20 protein-coding genes are annotated in these 22,179 nt (G+C 72.4%); 12 read left to right on the top strand and 8 right to left on the bottom strand.

Annotated features, from left to right (window positions below; translation table 11 throughout):
* Positions 1-30: 30 nt before the first annotated feature.
* The gene (locus IF54_RS0109900; protein ID WP_030316661.1) at positions 31-786 is read right to left on the bottom strand and encodes an alpha/beta fold hydrolase; all 756 of its coding nucleotides are present in this window, start codon (positions 784-786) and stop codon (positions 31-33) included.
* A gap of 107 nt (positions 787-893) precedes the next feature.
* On the opposite strand from IF54_RS0109900, the gene IF54_RS0109895 reads away from it, so the two are divergent.
* Together IF54_RS0109895 and IF54_RS0109890 are read left to right on the top strand one after the other, a co-directional pair.
* Complete coding sequence (locus IF54_RS0109895) at positions 894-1,451, top strand: PadR family transcriptional regulator (protein WP_030316660.1); 558 nt, start codon at positions 894-896, stop codon at positions 1,449-1,451.
* A 78-nt stretch (positions 1,452-1,529) separates the two neighbouring features.
* A complete protein-coding gene (locus IF54_RS0109890; protein ID WP_030316656.1) occupies positions 1,530-2,015 on the top strand; it encodes a VOC family protein in 486 nt (161 codons plus the stop codon).
* A gap of 52 nt (positions 2,016-2,067) precedes the next feature.
* Here IF54_RS0109890 and IF54_RS0109885 read toward each other — a convergent pair whose 3' ends face one another.
* Complete coding sequence (locus tag IF54_RS0109885; RefSeq protein WP_030316654.1) at positions 2,068-3,426, bottom strand: NAD(P)/FAD-dependent oxidoreductase; 1,359 nt, start codon at positions 3,424-3,426, stop codon at positions 2,068-2,070.
* Positions 3,427-3,678: 252 nt separating this feature from the next.
* On the opposite strand from IF54_RS0109885, the gene IF54_RS0109880 reads away from it, so the two are divergent.
* Positions 3,679-3,975, top strand: coding sequence for a hypothetical protein (locus IF54_RS0109880; RefSeq protein WP_030316652.1), 297 nt, complete (start codon positions 3,679-3,681; stop codon positions 3,973-3,975).
* Between the two features lie 135 nt (positions 3,976-4,110).
* A complete protein-coding gene (locus tag IF54_RS0109875) occupies positions 4,111-5,103 on the top strand; it encodes a hypothetical protein (RefSeq protein ID WP_030316650.1) in 993 nt (330 codons plus the stop codon).
* A 53-nt stretch (positions 5,104-5,156) separates the two neighbouring features.
* Here IF54_RS0109875 and IF54_RS0109870 read toward each other — a convergent pair whose 3' ends face one another.
* The gene (locus IF54_RS0109870) at positions 5,157-5,339 is read right to left on the bottom strand and encodes a hypothetical protein (RefSeq protein ID WP_030316648.1); all 183 of its coding nucleotides are present in this window, start codon (positions 5,337-5,339) and stop codon (positions 5,157-5,159) included.
* A gap of 120 nt (positions 5,340-5,459) precedes the next feature.
* Positions 5,460-6,518: a fatty acid desaturase family protein gene (locus IF54_RS0109865; protein WP_030316646.1), complete on the bottom strand. Its 1,059-nt coding sequence runs from the start codon at positions 6,516-6,518 to the stop codon at positions 5,460-5,462.
* Between the two features lie 350 nt (positions 6,519-6,868).
* On the opposite strand from IF54_RS0109865, the gene IF54_RS0109860 reads away from it, so the two are divergent.
* On the top strand, positions 6,869-9,706 hold the full coding sequence (locus IF54_RS0109860; protein ID WP_420790358.1) for a DEAD/DEAH box helicase: 2,838 nt from the start codon (positions 6,869-6,871) through the stop codon (positions 9,704-9,706).
* Positions 9,703-10,977: an SWF or SNF family helicase gene (locus IF54_RS0109855; RefSeq protein WP_030316642.1), complete on the top strand. Its 1,275-nt coding sequence runs from the start codon at positions 9,703-9,705 to the stop codon at positions 10,975-10,977. Before IF54_RS0109860 ends, IF54_RS0109855 begins: the two co-directional genes overlap by 4 nt.
* On the opposite strand, the gene IF54_RS0109850 is transcribed toward IF54_RS0109855, so the two are convergent.
* Complete coding sequence (locus IF54_RS0109850; protein WP_030316637.1) at positions 10,957-12,129, bottom strand: cytochrome P450 family protein; 1,173 nt, start codon at positions 12,127-12,129, stop codon at positions 10,957-10,959. The genes IF54_RS0109855 and IF54_RS0109850 overlap by 21 nt on opposite strands.
* A gap of 245 nt (positions 12,130-12,374) precedes the next feature.
* Complete coding sequence (locus IF54_RS0109845; protein WP_030316636.1) at positions 12,375-13,217, bottom strand: patatin-like phospholipase family protein; 843 nt, start codon at positions 13,215-13,217, stop codon at positions 12,375-12,377.
* A gap of 103 nt (positions 13,218-13,320) precedes the next feature.
* Here IF54_RS0109845 and IF54_RS0109840 point away from each other — a divergent pair, with 103 nt between their 5' ends.
* Entirely contained in the window at positions 13,321-13,998 is a 678-nt protein-coding gene (locus IF54_RS0109840; RefSeq protein ID WP_030316635.1) for a TetR/AcrR family transcriptional regulator, read from the top strand.
* Between the two features lie 94 nt (positions 13,999-14,092).
* On the opposite strand, the gene IF54_RS43310 is transcribed toward IF54_RS0109840, so the two are convergent.
* Both IF54_RS43310 and xylA read right to left on the bottom strand, forming a co-directional pair.
* Positions 14,093-14,551 carry a hypothetical protein gene (locus tag IF54_RS43310; RefSeq protein WP_234438952.1) on the bottom strand — a complete coding sequence of 153 codons (459 nt, stop codon included), beginning with the start codon at positions 14,549-14,551 and terminating at the stop codon, positions 14,093-14,095.
* Positions 14,552-14,779: 228 nt separating this feature from the next.
* Positions 14,780-15,946, bottom strand: coding sequence for a xylose isomerase (gene xylA / locus IF54_RS0109830; protein WP_030316633.1), 1,167 nt, complete (start codon positions 15,944-15,946; stop codon positions 14,780-14,782).
* Between the two features lie 146 nt (positions 15,947-16,092).
* Between xylA and xylB the strand changes: the two genes are divergently transcribed.
* The 5 genes from xylB (at position 16,093) to IF54_RS0109800 (ending at position 22,167) form a co-directional block, all read left to right on the top strand.
* Positions 16,093-17,538 carry a xylulokinase gene (xylB, locus tag IF54_RS0109825; RefSeq protein WP_030316632.1) on the top strand — a complete coding sequence of 482 codons (1,446 nt, stop codon included), beginning with the start codon at positions 16,093-16,095 and terminating at the stop codon, positions 17,536-17,538.
* A gap of 7 nt (positions 17,539-17,545) precedes the next feature.
* Entirely contained in the window at positions 17,546-18,850 is a 1,305-nt protein-coding gene (locus tag IF54_RS0109820) for an ROK family transcriptional regulator (protein ID WP_030316631.1), read from the top strand.
* Between the two features lie 298 nt (positions 18,851-19,148).
* Positions 19,149-20,162 (top strand): acetamidase/formamidase family protein, encoded by a 1,014-nt coding sequence (locus IF54_RS0109810; protein ID WP_030316629.1) that lies wholly within the window; start codon positions 19,149-19,151, stop codon positions 20,160-20,162.
* A 28-nt stretch (positions 20,163-20,190) separates the two neighbouring features.
* Positions 20,191-20,790 (top strand): N-acetylmuramoyl-L-alanine amidase, encoded by a 600-nt coding sequence (locus IF54_RS0109805; protein WP_030316627.1) that lies wholly within the window; start codon positions 20,191-20,193, stop codon positions 20,788-20,790.
* A 96-nt stretch (positions 20,791-20,886) separates the two neighbouring features.
* On the top strand, positions 20,887-22,167 hold the full coding sequence (locus tag IF54_RS0109800; RefSeq protein WP_030316625.1) for a GAF domain-containing protein: 1,281 nt from the start codon (positions 20,887-20,889) through the stop codon (positions 22,165-22,167).
* Positions 22,168-22,179 lie beyond the last annotated feature (12 nt).

The following is a 22,179-nucleotide window of genomic DNA, read 5'->3' as shown; positions in this document are numbered from 1 at the left end:
CCTGGTTGTCCTCACGGGGACTGACCGCGCTCACCCCGTCCCGGCGACCGCGGCCACGAAGGCGTCGGGGTTCTCGAACATGACGTTGTGGCCGGCGCCGGGCACGGTCAGGACCCGCACACCCGCCGCCTCGAGGCCCTCGCGTCCTTCGAGTCCGCCGGTGAGCTCGCCCTGGAGGTAGACGCGCTCCATGGGCAGCGCTTCGAGAATCGCACGCATCATGGGGACCGATCCGCGCCTGAGGCCGGCCGCGCTCCGATGCAGGGCGCGCGGGTCGGCCAGCCGCATGGTCGCCGCCCACAGTGGACCCACCTTCTCGAGCACGCGCGCGTGGGCGCCTGCGACGAAGTCGTCCTCCTCGTAGGCGTCGATCCAGGTGCTGCCCGCCGAGGACGGGGGCGACGGGTCGAGGTTGGCCTCCGTCAGGACCAGCCGGGAGACGAGCTCGGGCCTGCGGTGGGCGAGGACGAGCGCGACCGACCCGCCCATGCTGTGCGCGATCAGCTCGGCACCGGTCAGGCCCGCCGCGTCCAGCACGACCGCCAGGGCGTCCGCATGGTCCTCCAGCGTGTAGCCGAAGTCCTGGGGACGGTCACTGGCCCCGTGGCCGGGCAGGTCGACGAACAGGCTTCGCCGCCCGGCGAGTTCGGGTCGGGCGGCGATGTGCGCGTGGTAGACGGCCGAGACCGCACCCAGCCCGTGCACGTACACGCGTGCCGGTTCCGCGCCGGGCGTCTCGGTCCAGCGGATCCGGCTTCCCCTGCCGTCGAACTCGGCCTGCTGCATGGTGCCCTCCCTCGTGTGCCCACCAGGACAATACATCGGAACAGATGTATTGCGTACCAGATGTACACCACTGGAGAGGTACAGCGTCGGTACGACAGAATGCGCGCATGCTGGAGATGGCCATCCTCGGATTCCTCTACGACACCCCGCTGCACGGCTATGAGCTGCGCAAACGCATCACCGCGCTGGCGGGACACGTGCGGCCGGTCGCCGAGAGCACGCTGTACCCGGCGATCAAGCGCCTGGAGACGGCGGGACTGCTGGCACGCGCGACGGAACCCGGCGCCGTGGCCGCGCCCCGCCACGTCCTGACGCTCACCGGCGAGGGACGGCGAGAACTGCGGCGCCGGCTCGCCGAACCGGTCCGGCGCGACATCACCGACGAGAACCGGTGGTTCACGGTCCTCGCCTTCCTCCGGCACCTGGACGACGCCGGTGCGCAGGCGGCCGTGCTGCGACGACGGCTCGCGTTCCTGGAGGAGCCCGCAAGCTTCTTCTACGAGGGCGACCGGCCGTTGAGCGCGGAGGAGTTGGACGACCCCTTCCGCCGCGGGGTGCTGGTCATCGCGCGTGCCACGTCCCGGGCCGAACTCGGCTGGCTGCGGGAGACGATCGCCGCACTCGACGGCGGATCCGGGGCGGCGCAGGGCCACAGCGGCGCTTGACCTCAATCGAACTTGAGCTTCTACGTTCCTTTCAGGGCCGCGGGACCGACCGGCGGCGTCTTTTCGTGGAGGTTCGCCGTGACCGAGCGCTCAGCCCATGCCGTGATCCCCGACCGCTACCGCTATGCGGTGATCCCGCACATCATGGTCGATGACGCCGCCGCGGCGATCGACTTCTACCAGCGGGCGTTCGGCGCTCGCGAGGATTTCAGGCTCGACGCCCCGGGCGGCGGGATTCTGCACGCCGAGATCACCATCGGGCAGTCGGCCCTGATGCTGGGCGACGCCACCGTGGACGAGGCGGAGTCCGGCGCCTTCGCCGCGCCCGCCTCGCTCGGCGGCGGCACCTCCGTCGCGCTGCATGTCTTCGTGCCGGACGTGGACAGCCTGGCCAAGCGCGCGGAGGCCGCCGGCGCCGAGATCCTCCAGCCTCCGCAGGACACGTTCCACGGTGACCGCACGGTCATCCTCAAGGACCCCTCAGGGCACGTGTGGGTCTTTCTGACGCACGTCGAGGATCTGTCGGAAGAGGAACTCCAGCGCCGTCTGACCACCGCCGGGTGACCTCCCCGCCCCGACACCGCCGGGCGTCACTGGTCCGAGGGCGCGATGATCATCACGTGCGCGAACCGGGCTCCTCCGGCACCGTCGGCGGCTCGGCGGGTGTCGGCGGGACCTGACCGAAGAGGACGGCCCGGGCCACAGGCGGCGCGAACAGGGCGCCGACGGGGGCCGAGAGGGTCAGCACGGCACGGAAGGCACTGCCCACGACGGGGTCGCCGGCGGCTCGCTCCTGCACCCGGCGCAGGTACCAGCCCGCGACCTGGTCGGCCGGTCCGCCGGCGAGCGCGCTGCCGGCCGCTCCGGGCATCTTGCGGTCGGCGCCCGCGGAGATGTCCCACGCCTGCCGGGACGCGGCGAGGAGCGCCTGTTGCACGCGCCTGGTCGTCGGTGTCCGACGCGGGTCGGCCAGGGCGTCGCGCAGAGCGACCGCGCTCATCGCAGCCACGGCCATGCCCTGGCCGTAGATCGGGTTGAACGTGCACAGGGCGTCGCCGGTGGCGAGGAAGCCCGCCGGGCGGCCCGGCAGGTCGTAGCGGCGGCGTACGTTGGCGGTCCGCCGGTAGCCGAACGCCGGGGAGAGGGGCTCGGCGTCGGCCAGCCACCGGTCCAGGAGCGGATGCGCCAGCCTCTTGGTGTACGTCACGAACTCTTCGTCACCCGTGGGTGGTTCGTCGCCGCGCAGCCCCGAGACGATCACCAGGTGGCTGCCGTCCTCCAGGGGCAGCGCGCCGCCCCCGTGGACCTGGTCGGGGCCGGGGTAGACGTAGTAGCCGAGGGTGTCGCCGTCGAGGACGCCGCTCTGGCCGCGGTAGGCGCGGGAGGCGTAGGCGAGCCCGGTGTCGATGGTCTCCTCCGGCGCGGCCTCGGCGCCGATCGCCGTGAGCCATTGAGGGGCCTTGGTTCCGCCGCCGGAGGCGTCCACGACCAGATCGGCCTCCAGGGGCCGCGACTCGGCGTGGGCGTCGCCGGAGCGCTCCCGCAGGAGTACGCCCCGGACGCGCGCGGCGTCACCGAGGAGTCCGACGACATCGGTCCCGTCCACCACGCTGATCACCGGGTCGGCGAGGACCCGCCGCCGGACCAGCTCCTCCAGTTGCGCACGGGACCCGGTGTAGATGTGCGTGCTGGCCGGATACCGGCGGAACCAGCGGCCGTTCTGCCACATCACCATGTCCGACGGCATGCCCACCCGAGGGGCGCCCGCCTCCCGCAGTTCGTCCAGGAAGCCGGGCAGCAGCGCCTCCAGGGCTTGCTGCCCGCCCTTCAGCAGGACGTGCGGATGCCGGCCCTGAGGGACGCCGGGACGGGGCTTGGGGCCGTCCGGGAACCGGTCGCGCTCGACGACGGTCACCCGGTCGGCGTGCCCGGCCAGGGCGTGCGCCGCGAGAAGCCCCGCGAGGCTGCCGCCCACGACGACCGCGTGCCGTTCGCCCCGGCGCTCTCCTTCGCCCCAACGGTCTTTCTGTCCGGCGGAGTTCACCGATTCGCCCCCTTGATCGTCACGTGGTGGAAGGCCACAAGTATCCCGCCTCGTAAAGTGGGTTCGGCTTTCCGGCCTACGGAACGCCGTGTCCCTCTTCTGCCGCCGACGCTCGGACCGACGTCGAGCGGGGAAGATGAATGTTCGACAGGACCACGTCACTCAGGGGGAAGGGTGGTCGCCATGTGGGGCAGGATCCGCAAGTCAGGCACCCGGTTCGTGAACGCGATGCGCATCGAGGAGCAGCCCGAGGGAGAGGCTCGCACGCACAACCTGTTCGAGGCTGCCGCCGCGTATGTCTCGGCCTGCGCCGAGGACGACCAGGAGCGGCTCGAGGAGGCCGCGGCCTGGGTGTCGCCGGAAGCCCTGTCGTTCGGGGTCAACGAACTCGCGTGCCGGGCCGTCATCGCCCTCGCCCGGGAGCGCGACGAGTCGCCGCGTGAGGTGGCCCGTGCGCTCCTCGGACTGCCGGCGGCCTGATCGACGGGCAAAGGATGGTCGATTCGCCCCGTCCAGCCGGAAAACTGCAGCTCCGGGTGTTCTTGCCAGTCGTGACAAGCGCCTTCCCCGCGCACTAGGGTGCGCGCCGTTGGACTTACCGATGGGGAGGCTGGGATGGCCGGGACGGACGAGGACGCCGTCGCCGCCGCGGAGGACGCGCTCTATGTGCTGACGGCGGTGCTGCTGACGCCGGCGAAGTTCCCGAGCGTGCTGGGCGACGACTATCCGGAGGCGTGCGCGGCGCTCGGTCTGGCGCCGCTGGCCGACGGGTACGGCCTGGTGATCGGCCAGGACGGGGCCGGCGCCCGGTGGACGGTCGTCATCGACGACGTCTCCCTGGTGGCAGTGGCGATCGCGTCCTGGGACTGCGGCATGGAGTACGAACTGTCGCCCGAGGAGCACACCGTGGTGGCCGCGCTGCCCGGCTGGCCCCTCGCGGTCGCCGTCGCCGCGCCCGGCGTACCGGCGCCGCACGACCCGGAAGCCGATGTCGCCTACGGTCCCGTGCTCGCGCCCCCGGACACCACCACCTGGGGATCGGCCCAGCGGCGACTGGGCGCCGACGAGATCGCCCTCCAGTGGGCGATGTGGCGCGAGCAGATCGACGACTCTGCCTTCTCGAGCCCGAGCGGGGCGTCGGCCGCGTCCGAGAAGACCTCGGCCGAGCAGACCTCCGCAGGGAAGCCCTCCGACGAGAAGGCAGCGGACCAAGGCCCCGCCGAAGGCAGCTCCTCGAACGGCCAGGCCGCCGGCGGGGGCATCGCGGAGAGTGGCTCCTCGGACGGTCCGGGTTCGGTCACGGACACCTCGGGCGGGGCCGGGAAGGCGGCGGGCAAAGGCCACAGCGGTGTGCGGCGCGTCCTCGCGGAGGCCCGTGCCTACATCGAGTCGCCGCCGCCCCTCGGCCGTGTCAGGTCCTCGTTCGCGTCGGGCGACTCCCGGACGCTGCGAGCCGACGGCCCCGGGTGGTCGCTGGTGGCCCGGACCGACGACATCGCGTTCGTGCTCCTGGACGACGAGCCCGGGGAGGTTCTGCCGGTGGGTCGGGGCCCGGAGCTGCCGGGGCTGCTGGCCGCGCTCGACAAGTTGGCCGTACGTCCCAGCTGAACCGCCGCTCCGCACCGGCCGGGCCTGTCGTGCTCCCGGCCGGTGCGCGGAGGTCAGCGGCCGAGTTCCTTGCGGGTGACCCGGCGCAGCCTGCGGCGCTGCGAGGGATCCAGGGTGAGGTAGGCGGCGGTTGGGACCCCCAGGACGATCAGGAGTGCGGCCCACCAGGGCAGCCAGATCAGCAGGAGCAGCCCGACCGCCACACCCCCTGCGGCGATCTTCGCGTTCTTCGACATGTGTGTCGCCTCCTTCGCGGCCCTTGCCGCTCTCTGTCCAGAAAAACGGGTCCGCGCTGCCGGCAGTTCCGCACCACGACCCTGAGACATCCCTGAGACCACCCCCTGAGACGTCCCGGATCAGTGGTCGGCCCGAAGCGGCTCGCCCACATCGTGCATGTGCCTCAGCGCCTGCCGGTAGGAGTCGACGAGACCGGTCTCGGTGTAGGGGATACCCAGATCCCGGCAGTGAGCGCGCACGAGCGGCTGTGCGAGGCGCAGATGCGGCCGGGGCATGCTGGGGAAGAGGTGGTGCTCCACCTGGTAGTTGAGCCCTCCGAGGAACCAGTCGGTGACGGCGCCGCCGCGGATGTTGCGGGAGGTGAGCACCTGTCGGCGCAGGTGGCCCCAGGACTCGCCGTCCGGGTCGGGCATCTCCATGCCCTTGTGGTTGGGCGCGAACGACATCCCGAGGTGGAGGCCGAACAGCGCCTGGTGGATCGCCGCGAAGGCCAGCGCCTTGCCGGGGGACATGACGGTCAGCAGCAGCGTGGTGTAGGCGACGACATGGGTCACCAGGAGGGCGCCCTCGACGGCACGCTCTCCCGGAGGCTGGCGGCGCAGGTCCCGGAAGCCCTGGATCTTCAGGGCGATGCCTTCGAGCAGGGTGAGGGGGAAGAACAACCAGGCCTGCCGACGGGTGAGCCAACGCCGGAAGCCCGTACGCAGCTTCGCCTGTTCGCCGGTGAAGACCAGGACGTCCGCGGCGACGTCGGGGTCCTTGTCGATGTGGTTGGGGTTGGCGTGGTGGCGATTGTGCTTGTGGTTCCACCAGGAGTAGCTCATCCCCAGGAGCAGGTTGCCGTGGACGAGGCCGATGACCCGGCCGGTTGCCTTGTCGCCGGTGATCTGGGCGTGACCCGCATCGTGGCCTATGAAGGCGGTGCGGGCGGAGAAGACGGCGAGGAGCGGGGCCAGCAGCAGGGTCGGCCAGGTGTCGCCGGACAGGGCCACGGCCGTGACGAGGCCGGCGAGGGCGAGTGCGTTGACGGCGATGGTCCGGGCGTACCAGCCGTGACGGCGCTCCAGGAGCCCCCGGTTCTTCACCACACGCAGGAGTGGCGTGAACTCACTGGGGCCGGGCGGTGAGCCGGACGTACCGCGCGGGTGGGGTACGAGGGTTGCGGTGCGCTGCGGCATGTCCGGACTCCGGCTCTCTCAGGAAACGTTCTGACCTGAGGAAACGTACGAGCGGTGACCTGTCGCGACCATCCGACAACCCCCCGTGCGGCGACGGGGGGCAGCACCGGGGGCAGAGGGGGGTTGGCAACACCTCCGCCCAAAGCGACCCGGATCACCAAGGGGGCTCGGATCGCTCTCCGACGACCGTGGGGAGTGATGTACCCTCGACCACTCCGACCAGGTAGTCAAGTTTGAGGAGTACCGCGATCACCGTCCAGAGGTTCCCCGCGGCAACACCGTCCGAGATCTCCGCACTGGCATCTTGCTGTGCCGTGTTCCTGCCGGGAGACCCGGCCCGCACGGGCGTCATGGCCTTCTGGAGGCCGGACGGCACCCCGGCGCCCGCCGTGGCGGCGGGAAGGGCCGAGGAGACGGCTCTCGTGGTGCCCGGCAGCGACGGCGCGGGGCTGGTGAGCCGGCCCGCGATCCTGCTGCCGGTCCGCGCCGCCCTGCCGGTCCTCACGCGTGCGCGTGCCTCGGCACAAGGACATCGCGCCACCGAGTTCTGGGGTGCCGCGGCCGTACTCGCCCTCCAGTGCGTGGCGCGGGGGCTGCTGCTGCCCGGCCTGTCCCCCGCAGACCATGACGCCTGGCGCGTCGGCCCCTTGGGCGCGGCGGACATCGAGCGCGTCCAACGGCTCGCCGCCGCGATGCCACCCGAGGCGCACGCCGTACCCCTGAGCAGCGCCGAACCACTGCGGCTGCCCGACCCCGAACAGCTGCTGCGCGCCTTCCTGGACGCCGTCGCGGACGCCCTGCCACGCTCCCCCGCGGCGCCCCTGGTGACCGGCGGACCCGCCTACGCCGCTCAGGAACCGCAGCACCTGCCCGAGCAGCGCGCGTGGGCGGCGGAGGTCGCCGCGGGCCACGACGCGAGCGTACGCCTCTCGTTGCGGATCGAGGTCGAAGGTCTGGTCACCGATCCCGAGGTCCAGGGGCTGATCAGCGATCGCGCAGCGAAGGGTCCGGCCGCCTGTCGGGAAGCCAAGGGTCCGGCCGCCGATACCGAAGTCCGGTTTCCGGCTGCCGACGAACAGCCCTCGTTCCGGGCCGTGCCCCAGGTGCACAGCGTCAGCGACCCGACGGTGGTCGCCGACGCCGCCGACGTGTGGGCAGGAGCCGCGGCCTTCGGCTCACGCGCGCGGATGGACGGCCTCCTCGCACTCCGCCGGGCCGCGCGCGCGTGGCCACCGCTCGCACCGCTGCTCTCGGCACCGGTGCCGGACGCCGTGGAGCTCGTGGACGAGGAGGTGACCGACCTCCTGGGCGAGGGAGCCCGGGCTCTCGCGCACATCGGGGTCGAGGTGCACTGGCCCAGGGCGCTGGCCAGAAACCTCACCACGCGCGCGACCGTCGGCCCGCCGGACGACCGAGTCACCTCGGGCGCCCCGTCGTTCCTGTCCGCCGACGCCCTGCTCGCGTTCGACTGGTGGTTCGCGCTGGGCGACCAGCGGCTCACGCGCGAGGAGCTGGACCGGCTCGCCGAGTCGAACCGCCCCGTCGTACGGCTGCGCGACCAGTGGGTGCTGGTCGACCCGCACGAGGTACGCCGGGCGCAGGCCCGGCAGGACCGCAAGGTGACGCCCGTCGACGCTCTGAGCGCCGCTCTGACGGGCTCCGCCGAGATCGACGGCCGCAGGGTCGACGTACTGCCCACCGGATGGCTGGCGGCCCTCAGGGACCGGCTCTCGGACCCGGAGGGTCAGGAGCCCGTCCCGCAACCGGCCGCGCTCTCCGCGACCCTGCGCGACTACCAGCGCCGGGGCCTCAACTGGCTGGCCCGTATGACGTCCTCGGGGCTCGGCTGCTGTCTCGCCGACGACATGGGGCTCGGCAAGACGATCACCTTGATCGCGCTGCATCTGCACCGGCAGACCGACAGCGCGTCCGCCGGCCCCACCCTCGTGGTCTGCCCGACCTCCCTGATGGGCAACTGGCAGCGCGAGATCGAGCGGTTCGCTCCCGGTACGGCCGTGCGTCGCTTCCACGGACCGCGCCGCGACCTCGACGGCCTCGCCGACGGGGAGTTCGTGCTGACCACCTACGGCACCATGCGCCTGGACGCGCCCCGCCTCGCCGACGTGGCATGGGGAATGGTCGTCGCGGACGAGGCCCAGCACGTGAAGAACCCGTACTCGGCGACCGCCCGTGAGCTTCGCACGATCAACGCACGCGCACGCGTGGCGCTCACCGGCACCCCGGTCGAGAACAACCTGTCCGAGCTGTGGGCGATCCTCGACTGGACGACTCCGGGCCTGCTGGGCCGGCTGGGCACGTTCCGCGACCGGTACGCGCAGGCGGTCGAGAGCGGCCGGGACCCAGCCGCCGCGGAGCGACTGGCCCGGCTGGTGCGGCCCTTCCTGCTGCGCCGCCGCAAGTCGGACCCGGGCATCGCCCCGGAGCTGCCGCCGAAGACGGAGACCGACCGTGCCGTCCCGCTCACCCCGGAACAGGTCGGCCTGTACGAGGCCGTGGTGCGGGAGACCCTCGCGGAGATCGCCGCGGCGGACGGCATGGCGCGGCGGGGACTGATCGTCAAGCTCCTGACGGGCCTCAAACAGATCTGCAACCACCCGGCGCAGTTCCTCAAGGAGGAGCGGCCCACGATCGCGGGGCGCTCCGGGAAGCTGGAACTCCTGGACGAACTCCTGGCCACCATCCTCGCCGAAGGGGCGAGCGTGCTGGTGTTCACGCAGTACGTGCGCATGGCCCGTCTCATAGAGCGCCATCTGGCGGCGCGCGGTCTGCGCTCGCAGTTCCTGCACGGCGGGACCCCGGTCGCCGGGCGCGAGGCGATGGTGGCGCGGTTCCAGGAGGGCGAGGTACCCGTGTTCCTGCTGTCGTTGAAGGCCGCGGGCACCGGACTGAACCTCACCCGGGCCGAGCACGTCGTGCACTACGACCGCTGGTGGAACCCGGCCGTCGAGGCGCAGGCCACCGACCGCGCGTACCGCATCGGGCAGCCCCGTCCCGTGCAGGTGCACCGGTTGATCGCCGAGGGGACGATCGAGGACCGCATCGCCGACATACTGGACCGCAAGCGGGAGTTGGCCGACGCGGTACTCGGTGCCGGCGAGGCGGCCCTGACCGAGCTGACGAACGCCGAGCTCGCGGACCTGGTCGAACTTCGAGGGGGCGCAGGATGACGGGCCACGACACCGACACCGAGCGGACGTTCGCGGCACTGCCGCCCGCCCAGGGGCGAGGGTTCGCGCAGACATGGTGGGGGCAGGCGTGGTTGCGGGCGCTGGAGGACGCCGCACTGGACTCGGGGCAGGTGAAGACAGGGCGCCGGCTCGCCCGCGCGGGTGCGGTGGGCGCGGTGTCCGTGCGCGCGGGACGCATCACGGCCGTCGTCCTCGACCGTGACCGGACCGCCCACCGTGCCGACGTCCTGCTGGCCGAGCTGTCGGCCGAACAGTGGGACCGTTTCCTCGACCTGGCCGTGGAACGGTCCGGTCACGTCGCCGCGCTGCTGGACCGCGAAATGCCCACGCATCTGGTGGAGGACGCGTCGAGCGCCGGCATCGACCTGCTGCCGGGGCTCGGGGACCTGGAACCGGAGTGCGACTGCGGAGCCTGGGACCACTGCGGGCACACGGCAGCGCTCTGCTACCAGATGGCCCGCCTGGTGGACCAGGACCCGTTCGTCCTGCTGCTGATGCGTGGCCGCGGCAAACAGAGCGTCCTGGACGCCCTCCAGGTCCGTACCGCCGCTCCGGTGGAGAAGGCCTCCGCACCGGAGGGGGTGGACGCCGCCGAGGCGTACGCGGCCGGCGACATCCTGCCGCCGCTGCCCGCACCACCGGTACCGCCCCTCGTGCCCGGTCGTCCGCCCGCCCTGGACACCGAGCTTCCGCCGGCACCGGGAGTGGACCCGGTCGCCGTCCGCCACCTGGCCGCGCGGACCGCCGTAGAGGCGTATCAGCTGCTCACCGAGGCCCTCGGGCCGCCCTCCGACCAGCACGCCGTAGGCACCGAGCTGACGGCCGCTCAGGACGCGGTGCGGCTCTCGGTCGACGCGCCCGACAACGCGGTGACGGGGCGGCTGGCCGAGGGATCGGGGCGTGATCCGCAATCCCTGGCGGTCGCCAGGCGCGCGTGGGAGCTCGGTGGGGCGGCCGCACTCGCCGTACTGGAGGAGGAGTGGACGCCGGACGAGGAGGGTGAGGTTCACGCACGCGCGTGTGCCGCCCTGCACTCGGCCTGGGACGAGGACGAGGGACCGACTTTGCGGGCGGTCGGCAATCGATGGACCGTCGCGGACGCCTCCGTCCAGATACGCCTGGGGCGGGACGGACGCTGGTGGCCGTACCGGCAGGAACAGGGACGCTGGGTGCCCGCGGGACCGGCCGCGCCGGATCCGGCGACGGCTCTGGCCTCGGCGGGGTCCGCCTCAGCCGAATCGCAGAGGTAGTTCGGCCGGCCCCCGCAGGAGTGTGCTGCTGCGCCAGGTCAGCGTGCCCGGATCGGTCGCGAAGGCGAGGGCCTGCCGGTGACGCAGCAGCAGGCTCACGGCGACCGCCGTCTCCGCGCGGGCCAGCGGGGCTCCCAGGCAGTGGTGCAGACCGTGGCCGAATCCGAGGTGCCCGCGCGTGGGGCGCCGTAGGTCGAAGCGGTCGGGCTCGGGAAAGCGGAGCGGATCGCGGGAGGCCGCGGCGAGCGAGACCAGCACGGAGTCACCCGCCTCGATCCGGGTGCCGCCGATGTCGAGCGGCTCGGCGGCGAAGCGGAACGCCGTGGAATGCACGGGTGAGTTGAAGCGCAGGGACTCCTCGACGGCGGCGTCGATCAGGTCCGGTTCGGCGCTCAGCAGAGCGAGTTGGTCCGGATGGGCGAGCAGGGCGTGCACGGTTCCGGAGATCAGGTCCACCGTCGTCTCGTGGCCCGCGACGAGGATCAGGAAGGCCATGCCGAGGAGTTCCTCGGGGTTGAGTTCGAGGTCCGCCACCAGGTCGTCCAGCAGGCCTTCCGGCCGTTCGCGTCCTGGAGAGGCCAGAGCCGTGAGGTACTCGGCCAAGGACTTCGCCGCGTCGGTCGCGGCCTCGGGCGACGTGGGCACGACCAGTTCGTGGGACCAGGCGTGGAACACCGCGCGGTCTGCCGTCGGCACACCCAGAAGGTCGCAGATCACCGTGACGGGCAGGGGGAGCGCGTACCCGGCGACCAGGTCCGCCGTTCCCCGCTCCGGGAGCGCGTCGAGGAGTTGGAGCGCCACGTCCTCGATCTTCGGGCGCAGGGCGGTGACGCTCCCGGCTGTGAAGCGGGCCGCGACCAGCCGACGCAGGCGGGTGTGCCGGGGAGGGTCGGTCTGGAGCATGTTGCGGCCGACAGCGTGTCCGCCGTCGCTCCGCCAGGAAGCGGAATGGCGAATGTCGTTGCGCAGCCGGGGGTCGGTCAGCGCGGCTCGCGCGGCGTCATGGGACACGACGAGCCAGCTCTCACCGCTTCCGGGAACGCGAACCCGGTGCACGGGCCCTTCGGCTCGCAGCGAGGCGTAGACGGGGTACGGGTTCGAGGCCAGGTCAAGGCCGTGCGGGGCCAGTTCCTCCAGGGTGGGTGCGGGCATGACGGTTCCTTCCGGTAGCGGTCCTGAGCGCTCGTCCCGCCCCGATCACGGTCTTTGCGCTCTGCCGCGCCCCCAGCACGGCGGTTGAGATCCACCGGCGCACGGTCTGCGGTCTGCCACGCCTCAGCACGCCACCGGCGCACGGTCTGCGGTCCACTGCGCCTCAGCACGCCGTCACACACGATCTGCGGTCTGCCGCGCCCCGAGCGCGGCCTTGAGATCCAGGACGGCCCCACCCGGCGCCGTTACCCAGCACTCCACACCGCGGGCAAGGACGCCGCCACGGCCATCCCTTGGGCGTGCCCGGCGCGGGCGGCCGCCGGGCGGCGCGCGTCCACGGTCATGTCGCGTCCCATGGCGCGGCGCGCGGCCCTGTCCGGGGTCACGAGGGTGACGCGGGCGCCTTCGGCGGTGAGTTCGGCCGCTTGCTGCGCGGCGTCGGCATGAGGGCCCACGGCGACGGGGATCGGGGCGATCGCCAGGACATGGTGATGGCCGCGCGCGAGGTGGATGTTGGCCGTGGAGCGGCTGCCGCCGTCCATCCAGCGGCGCCCGGCGAGAGCGACGGGAGGCCAGACGACGGGAACCGCGCAGCTCGCGACGACGGCCTCCCGGAGGGTGACTCCCGAATCGGCGTCGAAGGCCTTCAGTCGCCCTGTGAGGGCGTCGACGGCAGTGATCCTCAGTGCACGGTCGGGCCAGTCCCCGACCCCGCGCAGCAGCGGCTCCAGAGCCTCGTACACGTCGGACTCGGGGCCCGTACGGGCCTTCAGGGCCGCTCGTCCGAGACGTCGCACGGAACGTTCCGGGTCGCGGGAGCCCAGGGCGGCCCACAGGAAGCGGAGCGTCTGACCGAGCGTCACATCGAGATCCACGGAGTCGGCACCGGCCAGTTGACGTTCGTACAGCTCTCGCGCGGGCTCGCCGGCCAGCAGGCGCGCACCGAAGATCGCGCCGGCCGAGGTTCCGATGACCACGTCCGCTCGGGTCGGATCGGCACCGGCGTCATGCAGGCCCGCAAGGACTCCCGTCATCCAGGCCCCTCCGACGCGAGCACCTCCGCCGAGAACAAGCGCGGCACTGTCCACGATCCACCCCTCCCCCACGAAATGGGGACCACTCCCCGCTTCATCGGGGAACGATAGCATCGCTACCGGGGAGCACTCCCCGGTACGGCGGAGAGGCGCGATCATGACGAACGAGGCGACGGCACCGGCCCGGCGGCGCGATGCGCGCCGCAATCGGGAGTTGCTGGTCAGGGCCGCGCACGAGGTGTTCACGGAGCAAGGCCTCGAGGCGCCTCTGGACGTGATCGCCCGGCGCGCCGGGGTGGGGAACGCCACGCTCTACCGGCATTTCCCCACCCGCGCGGAGCTCGTCGACGCGGTCTTCCGTGAGCCGCTCGCGGACACCATGGCCGCGGGCGAGCGGGCCCGGAGCGCCCCGGACGCCTGGGAGGGGCTCGTGGACTACCTGGGGGCCGTGTTCGCCGTGCTGGCCACCGATCGAGGCACCAACGACCTGATGACCACGGGCCTCGAAGGCGTCGAATCGTTGCAAGCCGTCCACGCCCACAACCGGGCGACCATGGATGTACTGCTGGCCCGCGGCCGTGAACAGGGCAGCATGCGCGCGGACGTCACGACGGAGGACGTCCTCTTCGCGCTCGCCGCACTGGGGCGAGCCGTCCCGGCTCTGGCCGGCACCGTCGCACCGGACGCGTGGCGCCGCCCGCTGGCCCTGCTCCTCGACAGCCTGCGGGCCACGCCCGGCGTCACGAACCTGCCCTCCCCCGCGCTCACGGCAGACCAACTCGGCGAGATCCTCCAGGGACTGGGTCCACACCGGGCGCCCCGCGCCTCCCCTTGAGCAAGCGCGGGCGCACACACGTGTGCTGCTTGCCGCATCAGACCACAGGCGGTCGGCGCCGCCCTCCAGCCGTCACCCCAAGGACCTCCAGCCGTCACCCCAGGGACGGAAGCAACGACTCCAGGTCGCTCGGGAACTCGCTGGGAAGTTCGCTCGGGAACTGCGACGGAAGCTCGCTGGGCAGCTCGCTCGGAAGCCGTGTGGGCAGGCTGAACGACGGCTGGGGAGAGCCGCTCGTGCTGGTCTGCGGGGCGGGGTTCTCGTCCTCTGAGTCGTCGCTGCCCGATGCCATGAAGATCACGGCGATCACGGCGACAGCGGCCACGACCAGGACGAGCAGCGCAAGCAGCGAGCTGCGGCGGCGCCCAGGGCCTCTGGGCCCACCGCCCCGGCCTTCGTGGACGGGCGGTATCGGCTGGGTCGAGGGCAGACCCCCGTAGGGGTTCGGGCCCTTGCGTCCGAAGTCGTCAGGGGGTGGTCCGAAACCACCGCCCGGAGGCGGTGTGTCGCCCGGCGGTCCGGGCGGCTGGGGCGGTACCGGCGGCATGGCCATACCGTCCAGAGTCGCCGCGAGCCGGTCACGGGGCGACCCCCGCGCGGGAGTTGATACGGGCTCATGCCGTGGATCGCATGATTCCGGAACATTCCGCGCGGGGTCACCCCCCTACGCGCGCGTGCGCCTGACCTGTCGGACCGTGCTTGTGCACTCCGACCGTCGGCATCTGCGTATGCCGTCGAAGGAGGCCACTCACGACCGACCGCACACGCGCGTGGGTCTCGTTCAGCCGCGGGCACCCAGGAGGTGGTCCATGGCGAGCTGGTCGAGCTGCTCGAAGGCCATGCCGCGGGCGGCGGCCGCCTCGACATCGAAGTCCTCGAAGGCGGTGCGGTCCGCGAGCAGCGACTTGAGGCCGTCCGCGGCCGTCCGCTGCGCCAGCTCGTCCAGGCGGGCGGCGCGCAGCGCCTCCTGGACCTGCGGGTCGGCGCGGAAGGCGGTGGCGCGCTCCTTGAGGATGAGGTAGTTGCGCATGCAGCCCGCGGCCGACGCCCACACACCGTCGAGGTCCTCGGTCCGCGGGGGCTTGAAGTCGAAGTGCTTCGGACCGCCGTAACCAGCGCTCTCCAGCAGGTCGACGAGCCAGAAGGCGGCACGCAGGTCACCGGCGCCGAAGCGCAGGTCCTGGTCGTACTTGATGCCGGACTGGCCGTTGAGGTCGATGTGGAAGAGCTTGCCCGCCCACAGGGCCTGCGCGATGCCGTGCGGGAAGTTCAGCCCGGCCATCTGCTCGTGGCCGACCTCGGGGTTGACGCCGTACAGCTCGGGGCGCTCCAGGCGCTCGATGAACGCGAGGGCATGGCCGACGGTGGGCAGCAGGATGTCGCCGCGCGGCTCGTTCGGCTTGGGCTCGATCGCGAACTTCAGGTCGTAGCCCTGCTCCGTGACGTACTCGCCGAGGAGGTCGAAGGCCTCCTTCATGCGGTCGAGCGCCACGCGCACGTCCTTGGCGGCGCCGGACTCGGCGCCCTCGCGGCCGCCCCAGGCGACGTAGGTCTCGGCGCCGAGCTCGACCGCGAGGTCGATGTTGCGGATGGTCTTGCGCAGGGCGTAGCGGCGGACGTCGCGGTCATTGGCGGTGAACGCGCCGTCCTTGAAGACCGGGTGCGTGAAGAGGTTGGTGGTCGCCATCGGCACCTTCATGCCGGTCGCGTCCAGGGCCTCGCGGAAGCTCTTGATGTGGTTCTCGCGCTCGCTGTCCGAGGACCCGAAGGGGATCAGGTCGTCGTCGTGGAAGGTCACGCCGTGGGCGCCGAGCTCGGCCAGGCGCTGCACCGTCTCGACCGGGTCGAGGGCACGGCGGGTGGCGTCGCCGAACGGGTCCCTTCCCTGCCAGCCGACGGTCCACAGGCCGAACGTGAACCTGTCTTCAGGGGTGGGCTGGTAGTTCATGACGCGGCTCCTTGCTGCTCCGGACTATTTCGTCATGGCGGTTTACAAATTAGTATGCACACACGTCTCTGGGAAGAGACAAGGTGTCTCCGGATGGAGACACCGGCCGCATCGAGATCATGAGCCGCGCAACAAGGGAGAGCCCGATGTCAGCTGCCGAGGGTCCGCTCGTCGTCGGCGTGGACACGTCCACCCAGTCCACCAAGGCGCTGGTGGTCGACGCGGCCACCGGCCAGGTCGTCGCCCGCGGCCAGGCGCCGCACACCGTGTCGTCCGGCGCCGGCCGCGAGAGCGACCCCCGCCAGTGGTGGGACGCGCTCTCCGAGGCCCTGCGCCAGTGCGGGGACGCCGCCCGGGAGGCCGCCGCGGTGTCGATCGGCGGACAGCAGCACGGCCTCGTCACCCTGGACGCGCAGGGCGAGCCGGTCCGCCCGGCCATGCTCTGGAACGACGTGCGCTCGGCGCCGCAGGCCAGACGGCTCATCGACGAGCTGGGCGGCCCGAAGGCCTGGGCGGAACGGACCGGAAGCGTGCCCGGCGCCTCCTTCACGGTCACGAAGTGGGCCTGGCTCGCCGAGCACGAGCCGGAGGCGCTGCGTGCCACCAAGGCCGTCCGCCTGCCCCACGACTACCTCACCGAGCGTCTCACCGGTGAGGGCAGCACCGACCGCGGCGACGCCTCCGGTACCGGCTGGTGGGCGTCGGCGACGGAGGCGTACGACAGCGAGATCCTGGCGCACGTGGGGCTGGACCCTGCGCTGCTCCCCCGCGTGGTCCGGCCCGGCGAGGTCGCCGGCACCGTCCGCGACGGCCATGACCTGCCGTTCTCCAAGGGCACCCTGGTCGCGCCCGGCACCGGTGACAACGCGGCGGCCGCGCTGGGCCTGGGGCTGCGCCCCGGCACGCCGGTGATGAGTCTCGGCACCTCGGGCACGGTGTACGCGGTGTCGAAGCGTCGCCCCACCGACCCGACCGGCACCGTGGCGGGCTTCGCCGACGCGCACGGCGACTGGCTGCCGCTCGCCTGCACCCTGAACTGCACGCTGGCCGTGGACCGCGTGGCGGCGCTGCTGAACCTGGACCGCGAGGCCGTGGAGCCGGTCTCGGGGGTCACCCTGCTGCCCTATCTGGACGGCGAGCGCACCCCGAACCTGCCGAACGCCTCGGGTCTCCTGCACGGCCTGCGTCACGACACCACCGGCGGGCAGCTCCTCCAGGCGGCCTACGACGGTGCCGTACAGGCGCTCCTCGGGGCCCTGGACCTGGTGCTCGACGCGGACGCCGACCGTTCCACGCCACTGCTGCTGATCGGCGGCGGCGCCCAGGGCACCGCCTGGCAGCAGACCGTACGACGGCTCTCGGGACGTCCGGTGCAGGTGCCGGAAGCCAAGGAGCTGGTCGCACTGGGCGCCGCCGCGCAGGCCGCCGGACTGCTGACCGGCGAGGACCCGGGCGCGGTCGCCCGGCGCTGGAACACCGCGGCGGGGCCCGTGCTGGAGGCCGTCGAGCGGGACGACGAGACGCTGGCCAGGATCGCCGGGGTACTCTCCGACGCGGCGCCGCTGCTGGAGCGGGGGACCTCTGAGGAGTGAGGGAGGCATGACCGCACCGCTGCACAACGCCGAACCGGCAGGCCCGCGGGATGCCCGCCCTGCCGCCTCGGGGCGCGGCCCGCACGACGTCCCACCGGCAGGTCCGGCGCGCGGCCCGCACGACGCCCACCCTGCGGGCCCCCGCCGCGGCCTGCCCGACACCCAGCAGGGCATGCGCCGCCGCAACCTGGCCCGTGTCATGCACGCCGTCAGCGCCGAGGGACCGCTGTCGCGTGCCGCGGTGGCCTCGCGGATCGGGCTGACCCGGGCCGCGGTGTCGACCCTCGTCGACGAGCTCATACGCTCGGGGCTCCTGGAGGAACTGGGACCCGAGCGCCCCGGGCGGGTCGGCAGGCCCGGCTCCGCGCTAGCCGTCAGCGGGCGGGGCCCCGCCGGGATAGGCGCGGAGATCGGGGTGGACCACCTCGCGGTCTGCGCGGTCGACCTGCGCGGCCAGACCCGTGCACAGGTGGTGCGGTACGGCGCGAACCGGGGCCGCGCACCCGAGCCGGTGATCGCGGAACTCTCCTCGCTGGTCCGCGAGGTGGTGGCGCAAGCGGAGAGCGAGGGCCTGTGGCCCGCGGGGCTCGCCGTGGCGGTGCCCGGCCTGGTGGCACGTGACGCCCGGACCGTCGTCCGCGCCCCGAACCTCGACTGGCAGGACACCGATCTCGGCGCCCTGCTGCCCGAGGACTTCCCGCTGACCGTGGGCAACGAGGCCAACTTCGGCGCGCTGGCCGAACTCTGGCTCGGCGACAGCACACCCCACGACTTCCTGCACGTCTCGGCGGAGATCGGCATCGGCGCGGCCCTGGTGGTGGACGGCCAGCTGCTGCGCGGCACCCGCGGTTTCGCGGGCGAGCTGGGCCATGTGCCGGTGCGCCCGGACGGCCCCCGCTGTCCGTGCGGCGGCCGGGGCTGTCTGGAGCAGTACGCCGGCGAGGAGGCCGTGCTCAGGGCGGCGGGCCTCGAACAGGGCGAGGACCGGGTCGGTCTGCTCGCGCAGCACGCGGCGGCCGGCGACGAGGATGTGCGGGACGCCCTTCGAGAGGCGGGAGAGGCACTCGGTATCGCGCTGACCGGAGCGGTCAATCTCCTCGACCCCGAAGGCGTGGTGCTCGGCGGGGCGCTGGCGGGACTCGCGCCCTGGCTGCTGCCCTCGCTGCGGGACGAACTGGCCCGGCGCACCGCCGGTCCGGCCTGTCCTGTGTCGGTGTCACGCCTGGGTTCGCAGGGGCCGCTCCTGGGCGCCGCGCACTCCGTGGTGCGGGCGGTACTGGACGACCCGGCGGCTGTGGGCGAACGCGCCTGACGGTCCGCCATCTCACCCCCTCGGGTGAGTGAGTTATCCACATTTCCAAGGTTCTCCACGGAAACACCAGGCGCCCTTCTGCCCAATCGGTGCCCGCCGTACCGTGATTCACGCGAGGCACCCAGCGCCTCCAACGACGGGAATCGGGGGGTGACATGTCGGCGGAAACGACCACGGAGCCACGGCGCGACGCCATCGGACTGCGCGAGGTCCTCTTCCGGCGCGGCGTCGATGCGCGCATGGCCGACACAGCCCGCGTCCACCTCGAGGAACCCGAACCGATCGGAGGAGTGCAGCGATGAGCGACCCCAGGATTCTGACCGTACGGCCCGAACCGGGCGAGTACGCCTGGACGTTCGGCGGTGCCGCGCCGGTGGCCCGCATCAAGCCGGGCACCGTCCTCGACCTCTACACCGAGGACTGCTTCGCGGGGCGGGTGCGGTCCGAGAAGGACCTGGTGTCCGAGGTGTGCGAGTTCCCCTTCCTGAACCCGCAGACCGGTCCCTTCCACATCGAGGGCGCGGAGCCGGGTGACACCGTCGCCGTGCACTTCGTGTCGGTCGAACCGGCCCGGGACTGGGCCGCGTCCACCACGGTCCCCCTGTTCGGCGCGCTCACCTCCACGCACGCCACCGCCACGCTCCAGCCCCCGCTGCCGGAGACCGTGTGGATCTGGCAGCTGGACCGGGCCCGGCGCACGGCCCTGTTCCGGGCACACGACAGCGACATCGAGATCGAGCTGCCCATGGACCCGATGCACGGCACCGTCGGGGTGGCCCCCGCCCATCTGGAGGTGCGCTCGGCGCTGGTGCCCGACGCGCACGGCGGGAACATGGACACACCGGAGATGCGGGCCGGCGTCACCTGCTACCTCGGGGTCAACGTGGAAGGCGCCCTGCTCAGCCTCGGTGACGGCCATGCCCGGCAGGGCGAGGGAGAGACCTGCGGGGTCGCCGTCGAGTGCGCGATGAACACCGTGGTGATCGTGGAGCTGCTCAAGGGGCTCGCCACGCCCTGGCCCCGCATCGAGTCGGACACCCACATCATCTCGACCGGCTCGGCCCGCCCCCTGGAGGACGCGTTCCGGATATCCCAGCTCGACCTGGTGCAGTGGCTGGTCCGCGACTACGGATTCAGCGAGCTGGACGCCTACCAGTTCGCGACGCAGGCCGTGGAATCCCCGCTGGCCAACGTCTGCGACACCAACTACACGTGTGTGGCGAAGATCCGCAAGGAATGGCTACCCGCGCGCGAGACTCACCGCGGAGTGCACCACCGGCTCCGTGAGACCGCGGCGGCCTTTCGGGGCTGAACGCCGCCGACCTGAGAGGCACCGATCCTTGGAACGCGCCAGGCCGCTGTTCGACCGACGGCGGCTGCTGAAGGGGGCCTTGCTGGCCGCCGTACCGTACACGCTGCTTCCCGAGACACGAGCGGGGGCGGCTCCGCAGAGCGGCGACTACCCCCTCGCCGAGTGGCAGCCCGCCACGTCGTCCAACTTCACCGAGTCGGACCGTCCGTGGTCCTACCGGGTGAACCTGGTGGTCATCCACGTCACGCAGACCTCCTACACCGAAGCCCTGGACATCTTCCGCAACCCGGCGAAGCAGGTGTCAGCGCACTACGTCGTGCGTTCGGCGGACGGGCACATCGCACAGTGCGTGCGGGAGGCGGACGTCGCCTGGCATGCGGGGAACTGGGACTACAACACGCGCAGCATCGGCATCGAGCACGAGGGATGGGTGGACAAGCCGGCCTACTTCACCGACGCCCTGTACGAGGAGTCCGCGAAGCTCACGGCGGGGATCTGCGAGAAGTACGGCATTCCCCGGGACCGCGCGCACATCATCGGGCACTACGAGGTGCCGGGTTCCGACCACACCGACCCGGGGCCGTCCTGGGACTGGACGCGCTACATGAGGATGGTGGAAGCCATGTGATCCGGCCTCGTTCGGGTGGCGCCGGTCGAAGAGGTTGTCGGGCCGGGCACCCGGAGTGACGATGTTCCCAGCCGCATCGCGTTCCGGGAGGCCGAGTTGTCCGATCCATGGGTGGCCCTGGAGGCCGGTGCCGACCCCGCCGAGCGGGTCCTGATGCTGCTGCGAGCGCACGAGACGTTCACCGAGGCGGGTACGGTGCAGCGGCCGGTGCGCCCGGTGGTGGCGGATTCGTGGCGGCGTTCCGCGCGCGCGGGGGTGGGGCCCGACGGGACGGCGAGCGTCGAACTCAGCGACGGCGACCTCGGCGCGTACCGGGCGGAGCATCCGCTGGCGCGGGTCATGCCGTTGTTCCGTGAGCTGATGGGGACCTTCGCCTCCGACGGAGAGCATCTGCTCGCGGTGTGCGACGAACACGGCAGGCTGCTGTGGGTCGAGGGGCACGCGACGACCCGGCGGAAGGCCGACCGGATGAACTTCGTACCGGGGGCGCGGTGGGCGGAGAGCGCGGTCGGGACGAACGCGCCGGGTACCGCGGTGGCGGTGGACCGGCCCGTGCAGGTGTTCGCGGCGGAGCACTTCATCCGCCGGGTGCAGCCGTGGACCTGCGCGGCGGCGCCGGTGCACGACCCGCGGACCGGGCGGGTGCTGGGAGCCGTGGACATCACCGGCGGGGACGGGCTGGCACATCCGCACAGTCTGGGCTTCGTCCAGGCGGTCGCGCGGGCCGCCGAGTCGCAGCTGGCGCTGCTTCTCCCGCCCGAGACGGCCGCCGACACCCCCGAACTGAGCGCGCTGGGCCGGGACGAAGCGGTGTTCGCGAGCGCGGGACGCAGGATCAGACTGAGTCGGCGGCACAGCGAGATCCTGGTGCTGCTTTCCCGGCACCCGGAGGGCTTGACCGGGGACGAGCTGCTGTGCGCGCTGTACGAGGACGAGTCGGTGACGCCGGTGACGCTGCGGGCCGAACTGGCCAGGCTGCGGCGGGTGCTGGGTCCGGGGCTGCTGGCGTCGCGGCCGTACCGTCTGACCGTGCCGGTCGAGTCGGACGTGGCCGTCGTGGAGCGGCGACTGGAGAGCGGGGCGGTCACGGGCGCGGCGCGTGGGTACACCGGTCCGCTGCTGCCGGCCTCGCGGGCTCCGGCGGTGGCACGGCTGCGGCGTCTGATCGCCGACGGACTGCGCACGGCGCTGATCGCCCGCCGCGATCCCGACCTGCTGGCGGACTGGGCGCACGCGCCGTGGGGCGAGGACGACCTCGACGTGTGGCGGGCGCTCGCGGCCGTACGGCCCACGGCGAGCGTGCGGGCCCGGCTGGCCGCGCTGGAGTCGGAGCTGGCCGCGCCGACGGCAACGTGGTTGCAACGTCCGCGCTTCTAGCCTCACGCGCAG

It is taken from the genome of Streptomyces sp. NRRL B-3229, from assembly GCF_000719505.1.
In the GTDB taxonomy this organism is placed as follows: Bacteria; Actinomycetota; Actinomycetes; order Streptomycetales; family Streptomycetaceae; genus Streptomyces; species Streptomyces griseorubiginosus.
This window is presented reverse-complemented; position numbering and strand designations above follow the sequence as displayed.